11 protein-coding genes and 5 tRNA genes are annotated in these 12262 nt (G+C 59.3%); 5 read left to right on the plus strand and 11 right to left on the minus strand.

Annotation, left to right across the window (positions count from 1 at the left end; translation table 11 throughout):
• Positions 1–2: 2 nt before the first annotated feature.
• From WM40_RS16125 to rpsF, 5 genes are all read right to left on the minus strand, one after another.
• Entirely contained in the window at positions 3–1391 is a 1389-nt protein-coding gene (locus WM40_RS16125) for a replicative DNA helicase (RefSeq protein ID WP_024901249.1), read from the minus strand.
• Positions 1392–1566: 175 nt separating this feature from the next.
• On the minus strand, positions 1567–2019 hold the full coding sequence (rplI, locus tag WM40_RS16130) for a 50S ribosomal protein L9 (RefSeq protein ID WP_046153371.1): 453 nt from the start codon (positions 2017–2019) through the stop codon (positions 1567–1569).
• Between the two features lie 26 nt (positions 2020–2045).
• Positions 2046–2321 (minus strand): 30S ribosomal protein S18, encoded by a 276-nt coding sequence (gene rpsR / locus WM40_RS16135; RefSeq protein ID WP_024901251.1) that lies wholly within the window; start codon positions 2319–2321, stop codon positions 2046–2048.
• 26 nt (positions 2322–2347) lie between these two features.
• Positions 2348–2641: a primosomal replication protein N gene (gene priB / locus WM40_RS16140; protein WP_024901252.1), complete on the minus strand. Its 294-nt coding sequence runs from the start codon at positions 2639–2641 to the stop codon at positions 2348–2350.
• Positions 2642–2682: 41 nt separating this feature from the next.
• Positions 2683–3072: a 30S ribosomal protein S6 gene (gene rpsF / locus WM40_RS16145; protein WP_024901253.1), complete on the minus strand. Its 390-nt coding sequence runs from the start codon at positions 3070–3072 to the stop codon at positions 2683–2685.
• Between the two features lie 460 nt (positions 3073–3532).
• Here rpsF and trxA point away from each other — a divergent pair, with 460 nt between their 5' ends.
• The 5 genes from trxA (at position 3533) to WM40_RS16175 (ending at position 9485) form a co-directional block, all read left to right on the plus strand.
• Complete coding sequence (gene trxA, locus WM40_RS16150; RefSeq protein WP_024901254.1) at positions 3533–3859, plus strand: thioredoxin TrxA; 327 nt, start codon at positions 3533–3535, stop codon at positions 3857–3859.
• 431 nt (positions 3860–4290) lie between these two features.
• Positions 4291–5580 carry a transcription termination factor Rho gene (gene rho, locus WM40_RS16160; protein WP_024901255.1) on the plus strand — a complete coding sequence of 430 codons (1290 nt, stop codon included), beginning with the start codon at positions 4291–4293 and terminating at the stop codon, positions 5578–5580.
• A gap of 227 nt (positions 5581–5807) precedes the next feature.
• A complete protein-coding gene (locus WM40_RS16165; protein WP_024901256.1) occupies positions 5808–6080 on the plus strand; it encodes a type B 50S ribosomal protein L31 in 273 nt (90 codons plus the stop codon).
• 126 nt (positions 6081–6206) lie between these two features.
• A complete protein-coding gene (locus tag WM40_RS16170; RefSeq protein WP_046153373.1) occupies positions 6207–7979 on the plus strand; it encodes an ArnT family glycosyltransferase in 1773 nt (590 codons plus the stop codon).
• A gap of 102 nt (positions 7980–8081) precedes the next feature.
• Positions 8082–9485, plus strand: coding sequence for an MATE family efflux transporter (locus WM40_RS16175; RefSeq protein ID WP_046153396.1), 1404 nt, complete (start codon positions 8082–8084; stop codon positions 9483–9485).
• 126 nt (positions 9486–9611) lie between these two features.
• Here WM40_RS16175 and WM40_RS16180 read toward each other — a convergent pair.
• From WM40_RS16180 to gltX, 6 genes are all read right to left on the minus strand, one after another.
• Positions 9612–9688 (minus strand) — tRNA-Asp (locus tag WM40_RS16180).
• Positions 9689–9776: 88 nt separating this feature from the next.
• Positions 9777–9852, minus strand: a tRNA-Glu gene (locus tag WM40_RS16185).
• Positions 9853–10122: 270 nt separating this feature from the next.
• Positions 10123–10199 (minus strand) — tRNA-Asp (locus WM40_RS16190).
• Between the two features lie 90 nt (positions 10200–10289).
• Positions 10290–10365: transfer RNA gene (locus WM40_RS16195), tRNA-Glu, on the minus strand.
• Between the two features lie 13 nt (positions 10366–10378).
• A tRNA-Ala gene (locus tag WM40_RS16200) sits at positions 10379–10454 on the minus strand.
• A gap of 183 nt (positions 10455–10637) precedes the next feature.
• The gene (gene gltX, locus WM40_RS16205; RefSeq protein WP_082102848.1) at positions 10638–12098 is read right to left on the minus strand and encodes a glutamate--tRNA ligase; all 1461 of its coding nucleotides are present in this window, start codon (positions 12096–12098) and stop codon (positions 10638–10640) included.
• Positions 12099–12262: the final 164 nt, after the last annotated feature.

Raw genomic sequence — 12262 nt, forward strand, 5'->3', positions numbered from 1 at the left:
TCTTATTCCGCGGCGTAAAAGCCGCTTCCACCGGCGAAATTATCGAACTTCGTATATTGACCAAGGAACGTCAATCGCACCGTCCCGATCGGGCCGTTACGCTGTTTGCCGATGATCAGCTCGGCCGTTCCCTTGTCCGGCGTATCCGGGTTATAGACCTCATCGCGATAGATAAACAAGATCACATCGGCATCCTGCTCGATGGCGCCCGATTCCCGCAGGTCGGACATTACCGGACGCTTGTTTGGCCGTTGTTCCAAGCTTCGGTTCAACTGCGACAGCGCGATCACCGGCACATTCAGTTCCTTCGCGAGGCTCTTGAGGGATCGCGATATTTCAGAAATTTCAGTCGCCCGGTTCTCCCCGGTACTCGAACCGGACATCAGTTGGAGGTAATCGATGACGATCAGACCGAGTTGGCCGCACTGGCGCGACAAGCGCCGCGCGCGGGCACGTAACTCCATCGGATTCAAGCCGCCCTGTTCGTCGATGAAAATCTGGGCCTCACCCATCTTCTGCACGGCGTGCGTCAGCTTCGGCCAGTCATCATCGGTCAGCTTGCCCGTCCGCAGTCGGTGCGCATCAAGACGTCCGGTCGAGCCCAACATCCGCATTGCCAGTTGGGTACCCGGCATTTCCATCGAAAACACCGCGATCGGCAGACCGTATTCGATTGCAACGTATTCGCCGATATTCATTGCCAACGACGTCTTGCCCATTGACGGACGACCGGCGATGATGATCAATTCGCCGCCATGCATCCCGGAGGTCATGCGATCAAGATCGACGAATCCCGTTGGCGTCCCGGTCACATCGCTGCTGTTGTCCTGGTGATACAGCGTGTCGATACGCTCCACGACCTGCGACAACAGCGGCTTGATCTCCAGGAAACCCTGCTGCGACCGTGCCCCCTCCTCCGCAATTGCGAAGATCTTGGATTCGGCTTCGTCCAGCAGTTGCCGCACTTCACGGCCCTGTGGATTGAAGGCGCCACCGGAGATATCGTCAGCAATGGTAACAAGTTTGCGTAACACGCCGCGATCGCGGACGATCTCGGCATAGCGGCGGATATTTGCCGCGCTCGGCGTGTTTTGCGCGAGCGAATTCAAATACGTCAAGCCGCCGACGTCATCGGCCTTGCCCGCCAGGGTCAGCGACTCGAACACCGTGATCACGTCAGCCGGTCTGGCCGTCGAGATCAGCCGACCGATATGCTGGAAGATCATTCGGTGGTCGTAGCGGTAGAAGTCCCCTTCCGCGACGAAATCCGCGATACGGTCCCATGCGGCGTTGTCGAGCAATAGGCCACCCAGCACCGATTGTTCCGCCTCGATGGAATGAGGCGGAACTTTCAGCGACTCAAGCTGCGGATCTTTATTCGAAGCGTTCATGGGAACCAATTATAAAGGGGCACTCCGCCCCAGGGCGACATCCCCCGCAAACAAAAAAGGCAAAGGCCGGAGATCCGGCCTTTGCCTTCGTAGACTGCGCCACGACGCCGCGTCACGCACCCAGCGATTTTTGCAACTGCATTGCAACTCGACAGGTCAGCACGCGGGCGGTCGGTCAGACCGTTTCGCCAACCACGGTCACGGTGATATCGACAACAACATCCGTGTGCAGGAGCACCTGCGCCGGGTGTTCGCCGATCGTCTTCATGATGCCTTCCGGCAGACGCACTTGTTGCTTGGATACGTCGATGCCCAGCTTGTTCAGCTCAGCCGACACGTCGTGATTCGTCACCGAACCAAACAGACGACCGTCAACACCCGCCTTTTGCGACAGGGTCACCTTTAGCGACGTCAGCTTTTCAGCAGCGGCTTGTGCGGCAGCCAACTTCTCGGTCGCCAGCTTTTCCAGCTCGGCGCGACGTGCTTCGAATTCCTTCACGGCCGATGCCGTGGCCCGACGCGCGATCTTGCGCGGCAGCAGGAAGTTACGGGCATAGCCGTCCTTCACACGCACGATGTCACCCAGGTTGCCCAGGTTCTGGGTCTTTTCCAGCAAAATAACTTCCATTTCCAATGCTCCTTATGCGCGAAGGCTTAACCGTGGTGCTGGTCGGAGTACGGCAGCAGCGACAAATACCGTGCGCGCTTGATTGCCGTACCCAGCTGACGCTGGTAGCGGGCCTTCGTACCCGTCAAACGGGCCGGCGTGATCTTGCCGTTTTCGCTGATGAAATCCTTCAGCGTGTCGATGTCCTTGTAATCGATGGACTCGACGCCCGCCGCGGTGAAACGGCAGAACTTCTTGCGCTTGAACAGCGGGTTTTGTTGCGGGCGACGCTTTTCGAACTTCTTTCCGGTGGGACGCGGCATGATGGTGTCCTTATCCTAATATCTTGCTAAACGATGTCTTGCAAATCGGTGATATGAAAAATCAGCGTCCGGGACTGTTGTTTCAGCGGGGCGAGAAACCCGGCGAACCGCATGCTCCGATCGAGTGCCAGCCGCTGTAGCGCATCGGTCAGACCGCCGGCAACCCGTGCCGGCACGACCACTTCGACGCGCCGGCTAAAACCGGCTTCCTCAACCTCCGACACACAGTGCAGCTTCAGGTCCAGGACGGGCACCCCGGCCGGGGTATAGCGCAACGTGCCGCGCTCAAGCACCGTCCCATCCAGCTGCAGCCTGTTCATTGCCAGGTCCGCCCTACATTCGACTTCCCGGACAGCCGCACTCAGGCCGGAGCCTGAGCCGCGTCAGCAGGGCGTGCTGCCGCAGCCGACTTCCGCGCTTCTTCACGCTGCACTTCCTTCATCATCGGCGACGGGGCGGTCTCCGCCTTCTTCGTCTTGACGATCAGGTGACGCAGCACCGCATCGTTGAACTTGAATGCGTGTTCCAGCTCTTCCAGCGTTTCCTGGCTGCATTCGATGTTCATGCAGACATAGTGGGCCTTCGCCAGCTTCTCGATCAGGTATGCCAGTTGACGGCGACCCCAATCTTCCACGCGGTGAATGCTGCCGCCTTGGGCGGTAATCGTGGACTTGTACCGTTCGATCATCGCGGGCACCTGCTCACTCTGATCCGGGTGTACGATAAATACGATTTCGTAGTGACGCGACATACGCGCTCCTTCTGGGTTAACAGCCACCCGACAGAAGCGATGCATGGCGCGGACAGAGCACGGCCGCAGGAAGTACACCCTCCCGCACCCTAGCCCTACGAAAACATGCTCGCCTCGACGGTGTGGCAAGGGAGAACTCGCGATTATAGCGCGAATCCATCCGTGCCGGCAAGCCTGCGGCGCGCCGGATGGGCCGACCAACCCTTAATGATGAGGCCCGAGCCCTCTTGTAATGTGCAAAGACGTCGCCATATCCTTGCCAAGCAAGGCAATCCTCGGCACGCCGACGCCGGACACACTCGCCGAATTAGTGTATCTTGACATCCTAGTTCGCTCGTACCAAGGCAGGCCTGCGGGGCGGGGACGTGGCTCTTTGAAGCCCTTCCGTGGTCTGAACGGCCGCAACCGGGCAAGCCTGCGCCCCTGGGACGAGCGCGAACGCAACAAGGTTATTTCATCCATGAGCGAACACATCAAACATATCAGCGACGCCTCGTTCGAAGGCGACGTGATCAAAGCGGACAAGCCGGTTTTGCTGGATTTCTGGGCGGAATGGTGCGGACCGTGCAAGATGATTGCGCCGATCCTTGACGAGGTCGCGCAACAATATGGCGAAAAGGTCCAGGTTGCCAAGCTGAACGTGGACGAGAACCAATCGACCCCGGCGAAGTTCGGCGTACGCGGCATCCCAACGCTGATCCTGTTCAAGAACGGCTCGGTTGCGGCGCAAAAAGTAGGGGCGCTGTCGAAGTCCCAATTGACAGCTTTCCTAGACAGCCATCTATAAATAGCGCGCTCCCGCCGCGCTGGTCACTTCCGTTTGGCGGCGGCGCGCTCGTGTTGCATTTTCAACATCCGCTATTGCGCCTGCGCTGACATCTGTTACACTAGCGTGATGAATGCAAGCGCCCGTTGTACTCATGCGACGTTCATACCCGCATGACGTACGACAAAGCCCGCACAGGGAATGTGCCTGGATCAGCCAGCAACTGCCAGGCATCGCCCCGCGAATACGGCTTTAGCGCATGTTCTTTTCGCATTCTTGATCCTTCCGCAGCCCTCCATATCAGCGCATCGTAATGTGTGTCGGGCAGCGGTGGCACGACGGTGTTGTACGCCAGCGCCGGCAAAATTAAAACATCACGCTGTTTATTCTCCCGAGCGTCCGCTCACCTCTCACTTTATTCGTCGTCTTCCCTCCGTAGGCGGTCACCCTGTATGCATCTATCCGAGCTCAAATCCAAGCACGTCTCTGAATTGATCGAGATGGCCGGCGGCCTTGATATCGAAAACGCGAATCGCCTGCGCAAGCAGGAACTGATGTTCGCGATCCTTAAAAAGAAAGCGAAAACCGGGGAGACCATTTACGGCGACGGCACGCTGGAAGTGCTGCCGGACGGTTTCGGCTTTCTCCGTTCGCCTGAAACGTCTTATCTGGCCAGTACCGACGACATCTATATCAGTCCGTCGCAGATCCGCCGCTTCAACCTGCACACCGGCGACACGATCGAAGGCGAAGTGCGCGTGCCGAAGGATGGCGAACGCTACTTTGCATTGGTCAAGGTGGACAAGGTCAACATGATGCCGCCTGAGGCCTCGAAACATAAAATCATGTTCGAGAACCTCACGCCGCTACATCCGAACCGGCCGCTGAAACTCGAGTCCGAAATCACTGACCAAAACGCGCGCGGCGCGCTGTCGAGCCGCACCGAAAATGCGACATGTCGCGTCATTGACATGATCGCGCCGATCGGTCGGGGTCAGCGGGGTCTCCTCGTTGCATCGCCAAAGTCGGGCAAGACGGTCATGCTCCAGCACATCGCGCACTCGATCGCGACGAACTATCCGGACGTGCAACTGTTCGTCTTGCTGATCGACGAACGGCCGGAAGAAGTCACTGAAATGCAGCGCTCGGTCAAGGGCGAAGTGATCGCCTCGACGTTCGATGAACCGGCATCGCGGCACGTTCAAGTGGCTGAAATGGTCATCGAGAAAGCGAAACGTCTGGTGGAGATGAAGCGCGACGTGGTCATCCTGCTGGACTCGATCACCCGCCTCGCCCGCGCCTACAATACCGTCGTGCCGGCTTCCGGCAAGGTGTTGACCGGCGGTGTCGATGCAAACGCGCTGCAACGTCCGAAGCGCTTCTTCGGCGCGGCACGGAATATCGAGGAAGGCGGTTCACTGACCATCATCGGCACCGCGCTGATCGAAACCGGCAGCCGGATGGACGACGTGATCTTCGAAGAATTCAAGGGCACCGGCAATATGGAAGTGCACCTGGAACGTCGTCTGGCCGAAAAGCGCATCTATCCGGCGATCAATCTGAACCGCTCGGGTACGCGTCGCGAGGACTTGCTGATCGATTCGGACGTGCTGCACAAGAAGTTGTGGCCGCTGCGCAAGGTGATGTCGGAAATGGACGATGTGGCGGCGATGGAGATGATCCTCGGCAAGATCAAGGAAACGCGATCGAATGCCGAGTTCTTCGACATGATGCGTCGCTGACGCGTAGCGCCAGAAACAACGCTACGCGGCGTCGGCAATTTCTGGCATAATCTGCAGCTTCGCTTTTATACCCAGGCAAGTGGCTCGCGGCAAGGTCCGAGCTGGTCTCACGGCAGCAGTTCGCCCAGCGCGGCGTCCGCTTGCCGGTACGAACACCGGCACCCGCACGATATCGTGGCGGTTTGCGACCCCGGCGAGCTGGCTACCGCCAGACCTAGGAAGTCACCATGAAAAAAGACATTCACCCGAATTACCGTGAAGTGGCGGTGCAAGATCTGTCCTCGGACGGCTTTATCTTCATTACCCGCTCGACGGTATCGACGCGCGAAAAGATCACGATCGAAGGCAAGGAATACCCGTTGCTGAAGGTCGAAACGTCATCGGAAACGCACCCCTTCTACACGGGTACGCAAAAGATTCTGGATACGGGCGGCCGTATCGAGAAGTTCAAGGCGAAGTTCGCCAAGTTCAACCGCCCAGGCGCCGCGAAGGCCGAGTAAGCGGAATCCGTCAATGCCAATGTCCTACACATCGGCATTGTTCGCGACGAAAAAGGGGCAGCCGTGGCTGCCCTTTTTTGTCTGTCCCTCCTCGACTCCACGTCTGCTGCCGTCTCCTGCCTTGCCATGACCACCGGTTTCAAATCCGTCGTTCGCCTGACAGCCTCCGCTACCCGGCCTTTGCCGCGGGCAGTGTTGCTTGCGATCTGCGTCGTCTATGCGGCATTCGGCCTGTTTGGCCGCGACCCGTGGAAAAACGAGGATGCCGCAGGCTTTGGGGTGATGTGGACGCTCGCCAAAGGCAACCTCCACGACTGGCTGTTTCCGAACCTCTTCGGCAAGCCGATGCCGGCGGACGGCCCCCTTGCCTACTGGCTTGGCGCCTCGGCCATCCGACTGCTGCCGATGATCGATCCCGGCAGCGCGGCGCGCGTGGTGACGGCGCTGCTCTTTTCGCTATGTTGCGGCATGGTCTGGTACGGCACCTATTTGATGGGGCGACGACCTGAAGTCCAGCCTTTCAAATATGTGTTCGGCGGTGAGCCCTTGCCCGCCGATTACGGTCGCACCATCGCCGATGGCGCGGTACTGATCCTGCTGGCCTGTTTCGGGCTTGCCGAACGGGGTCATGAAACCACGCCTCAATTGATGCAGTTCCTGTCGATCGCGATGATCCTGTACGGCCTGGTCCGCGCATCCGACAAACCGTTTCAGGGCGGCGCCTATTGGGGGGTCGGCTTGGGGCTCTTGACGCTGGCAGCCAATCCCTTGCTACCCGTCGTCCTTGGTATCTGCAGCGGTCTCGCTGCTTACCTGAGCCAGCATTTCCGCAGCCGGACGATGCTGCTGATCGGCGTGCCATTGGCAGGGTTGCTCGCTGTTTCATGGCCTGCACTGGCCTGGTATGTCGATGCGGCGGCGGCACGGGACTACCTGCGCGCCTGGGTGCATGGCAATTTCGATTTCTACAGCGGACCGCTGAACAGCGTCTTGTTCTATGCGGCGAAGAACCTGCCGCTGTTCACATGGCCAGCGTGGCCGTTGGCGGCCTGGGCTTGGTATAGCTGGCGCGGCTGGCGCCGTGCGCCGCATATCATCGCGCCGTTGTCGCTGATCTTGCCGCTGCTGGTGCTGGTCATCCTGCAAAGCCATCAGACGAATCGGATGTTCATTCTGTTGCTGCCCTGCCTTTCAATGATGGCGGCATTTTCGTTGCCGACGTTGAAGCGTGGCGCGATCAATGCCATCGACTGGTTTGCGGTGCTCAGTTTCACGATCCTGAGCGGTGCTGTCTGGCTGGTATGGATTGCAAGCCTGACGGGATTCCCGGCGCCTATGGCGCGTAATCTGGGCCGCCTGGTACCGGGCTTCCATCCATCGTTCAAATGGATCGCGCTACTGGGTGCGATCGTGATCACCGGCTGCTGGTTCGCGCTGGTGCGCTGGCGACTGGCAAGGCGGCCGGAAGTGTTGTGGCGCAGCGTCGTATTATCCAGCTTCGGCACGACGTTGATGTGGGTGCTATTGATGACGCTGTGGTTGCCTATCATCAATTACAGCCGGACCTATCGCGGCGTTGCGGCCCAGATTGCCGCGCACTTGCCGGTGGACTATCACTGTATTGCGCCGGTTCGACTCGGCGACGCGCAAATCGCATCGTTCGGGTATTTTCAGGATATGCGTTTTGGTTTTGGTCGCGATGACTGCGATGTACTGCTGCGGCAGGACACCGATGACTTTTCTGATCCGACCGACCTGAAACCATATCGTTGGCAAAAAGTCTGGGAAGGCCGCCGTGCCGCCGACCGTGACGAACGGTTCCGGCTGTATGTGCGTGTCGTCGACGCGGAGCACGCACGGCGCCACGCCGCGGCGCCTGCCTTCCGGAACACGCCCTAGCAGGCCCGCACGCTGGATCGCGGCCCCGCCGGGGCGGGCCCGACACCCTTTTGTTGTTTCGCGAGCGAGTCCGTGCCAGCCTTACCGCCATCTTCTGAATCACTGCTTCTCACGCCGTCATTCGCCCGCCGCCGCGCCGATATCCGCGGGATTGTACAGCTGGCCTGGCCGGTGCTCGTCGGGCAACTGGCCGTCATCGCGTTTGGCGTCATCGATACTGCCATGGTCGGCCGATATTCGGCAGAAAGCCTTGCGTCGCTGGGGTTGGGCGCTTCGATCTATATCAGTATCTATGTTGCCTTGACCGGCATTCTTGTCGCCCTCTCGCCGATCGCTGGAAACCTGTACGGAGCCGGACGCGTTGCGGAGATCGGGGAGCAAACACGCCAAGCGCTGTGGTTGGCGTTGGCGCTCAGCATCATCGGCGCCGTATTGCTGGCCTTTCCAGCTCCCCTGCTCGACGTGGCGCACGCCAATGCCGAGCTGCGGGCCAACGCCACCCGCTATCTTCGCATTCTCGCTGTCGGATTACCTGGCGCGCTATTGTTTCGCATTTTCAACTCGCTCTCGACCGCAATCGGCAGGCCGCGCATTGTCATGACCTTGCAGGTTATCTCGCTGGCGGTCAAGATCCCGGCGAACTATGCCTTGATCTTCGGCTTAGTGGGCATTGCGCCTATGGGCGGCATCGGCTGCGCACTGGCCAGTACGGCCATCAACCTGATCGATGCGTGTGCCGCGCTATGGATCATGTCACGCGGCAATGCTTTCAAGCCACTCGGCATCATTGCACGCTTTTCCTGGCCCCAATGGCGGCACCAACGGGCGTTGCTGAAACTCGGCGTGCCGATGGGCGTGTCCTATCTGATCGAAGTCACGTCCTATACCTTCATGGCGTTGTTTATCGCACGCTTCGGTACCGCCACATTGGCGGCGCATCAGATCGCCGGCAACCTGGGCGCCGTCCTGTATATGACACCGATGTCGATCGGTATCGGCACCGCCACGTTGGTGGCGCAGCGGATTGGCGCAAATGCGCTCTCGGACGCCCGACGGATATCGAGCAGCGGCATTCTGTTCGCCAGCGTCGTCGGACTCGGATACGCCGGTATCGTACTACTGCTGCGCAGTCCGATTGCTTCCGCTTATACGTCGGATACGCGCGTTGCAGCCACCGCCGCCAGCCTGCTGGTGATCGTTGCGGCGTATCACGTCTTCGACGCGCTTCAGGTGAGCACCGCTTTCGTGCTGCGTAGCTATCAGGTGACGGTGATTCCGACGGCCATCTACGCGATAGCGTTATGGGGCGTGGGGCTGGGTGGCGGCTATTGGATGGGCTTTGATATTGCTGGCTACCTGCCCGAGGCGTGGACCGGGGCGAAGGGTTTCTGGATTGCAAACACGCTGAGTCTGGGCGTGGCGGCGATCGGCTTGGGAATCTATCGTCGCTATGTGGTCCGACGGTTCAACGGCAATGCCACATCGGGCACTCCACCCTCGGACTGACGCGGCGGTCTGCACAAGCCTTATGTGATGCGCAGGACGGGCGTCCATAAACGACGCATGTCGACCGTTCAAAACGAAAACCCCTGCGTGTCTTTTGACAGGCAGGGGTTTCGATACAACACATGCTGGCGGAGTGGACGGGACTCGAACCCGCGACCCCCGGCGTGACAGGCCGGTATTCTAACCAACTGAACTACCACTCCAAACTTCACATCATCGTAGTGCAAGCGCACACTATCGCGCTCTGGCTACTGGAATATACACGGCGCTCCCGCGATCTTCCCAACGTTCTGGCGTCCCCTAGGGGATTCGAACCCCTGTACTCACCGTGAAAGGGTGATGTCCTAGGCCTCTAGACGAAGGGGACGAAACCTTCGCTTATTACACATTCGCATTGCACGCGATCATCACGGCAACCGCTTACCGCCGCTCTGACGTCCGTGATGTTTTTCAACTTCACTTACCGCGAAAGACCCATATTATAGGTAAGGTCTTTTACTTCGTCAAGCTATTTCTCAGCATCTATGCATCAAATAGCTTGGATATGCGGGATTTCTGCATATCCTTTCCCTTTTGCGCATCATACTTAAGGGAAAGAAAAAGCCCGTACAAGTTTTGCTTGAACGGGCTTTCTGATTGGCGGAGTGGACGGGACTCGAACCCGCGACCCCCGGCGTGACAGGCCGGTATTCTAACCAACTGAACTACCACTCCAAACTTCACATCATCGTAGTGCAAGCGCACACTACCGCGCTCTGGCACTACTGGAATATACACGGTGCTCCCGCGCTCTTCCCGACGTTCTGGCGTCCCCTAGGGGATTCGAACCCCTGTACTCACCGTGAAAGGGTGATGTCCTAGGCCTCTAGACGAAGGGGACGAAACCTTCGTTCTGGTGGAGGTAAGCGGGATCGAACCGCTGACCTCTTGCATGCCATGCAAGCGCTCTCCCAGCTGAGCTATACCCCCGACAGAGAAACAAGATTATATGTAGGTTTAGCCACTTCGTCAATCAATCTCGCGAACAATTTCTGCTCTCGACATCGACCGATACATCGCGCACCGCGGCATCGTTTGGGATATCCGATGCCGCCCTACGTACAGGCTTGCCGCCCTTAGTACTGCGATTTACCGCTTCGCTCCAGTGCCACTTCACGCAACGCCGTGAGCGAGGCGTGATAATACACGGTCCTTTCCGAAAAGTTCAAGCACGGCGTCGATCGATGGCGTGTGTGTCGTTCCTGCAACCAGCAACCGGACAGGCATTGCCAAGGCCGGCATCTTCAGGCTATGCGCGGACAACACCTGCTTCAACGCGGCGCCGATCGCAGCGCGCTCCCATTCGACTGTCGCCAGCGCATCACGCAATGCGGCCACCGCTGGTTTCACGGCATCGGTGAGATGCTGCGCCAACGCGTCCGGTGCCGGCTCCAGTTCGCGATAGAACATCAATGCACTGTCCGCGAGGTCCTTCAACGTAACGGCGCGGTCCTTCATCAACGCCACCACACCGACCCAGTCTGGCGCACCGGCAGCGTTCACGTCCACGCCCAGTGCCGTCATGAAAGGCGTCGTCAGCGAAGCCAGCCGCGCCGCGTCGCCGGTCTTGATGTAATGGCCGTTCAACCATTTCAGCTTTTCCGGATCGTACTGGGCCGGCGATTTGCCCAAGTGATCGAGGTCGAACCACGAAACGAATTGCTCGCGGGAAAAGATCTCGGCGTCGCCATGCGCCCAACCCAGTCGCGCGAGGTAGTTGACGATGGCTTCGGGCAGATAGCCTTCGTCGCGATACTGCGTGACGGCCATCGCGCCGGCACGCTTCGACATCTTCTCGCCCTCCTCGTTCAGCACCGTTGGCAAGTGCGCATAGACCGGTGGCGTGTAGCCCAGCGCCTGCAGGATATTGATCTGGCGAGGCGTATTGTTGACGTGATCATCACCGCGGATCACGTGCGTGATTCCCATGTCGGCGTCGTCGACGACGACACAGAAATTATAGGTCGGCGTGCCATCCGGCCGTGCAATCACGAGGTCATCCAACTCCTCGTTGGCAATCTCGATGCGCCCCTTCACGGCGTCATCCCACGCCACCACGCCATCCAGCGGATTACGGAAGCGCACGACCGGCTTGACCCCTTCCGGTGGCGGAGGTAGCACCTTCCCCGGTTCCGGGCGCCAGCGGCCGTCATACCGCGGCTTCAACCCGGCGGCGCGCTGCTGCTCGCGGAGCGCATCCAGTTCATCACTGGACATATAGCAGGGGTAGGCCAAGCCCTGCTCAAGCATCGACGCGACCACTTCACGATAGCGGTTCATTCGCTGCATCTGATAGAACGGACCCTCATCGATATCGAGATCAAGCCAGGCCATGCCTTCCAGGATCACCTCGACCGACGCGTCGCTGGAGCGTTCGACGTCGGTGTCCTCGATGCGCAGGATGAAGACGCCGCCCTTACTGCGGGCAAAGGCCCAGGGATACAACGCAGAGCGGATATTGCCCAGGTGAATGAAACCGGTCGGGCTCGGTGCGAAACGGGTCCGGACCACTGCCGGGCTGGCCGCAACCGAGGGGAAGGAGGCCGACGGAGTCGACGCGGAAGATTCAGTCATGAACGGTCTGGAACGGCTTGAGGAAAACAAAATTATACCGCGCAAGGACAGCCGGCCCGGCCAGTTGTTACTGATCGTTAGACCGGGATCGTCGGCATGGGAGGGGCGCTACAATAGGCGGCGTACATTTCTCGTGCGCGCCCTCGCAATGCGGCATCTGATCT

Origin of the sequence: Robbsia andropogonis, from assembly GCF_000970345.1 — a bacterium.
Lineage (GTDB): Bacteria > Pseudomonadota > Gammaproteobacteria > Burkholderiales > Burkholderiaceae > Robbsia > Robbsia andropogonis.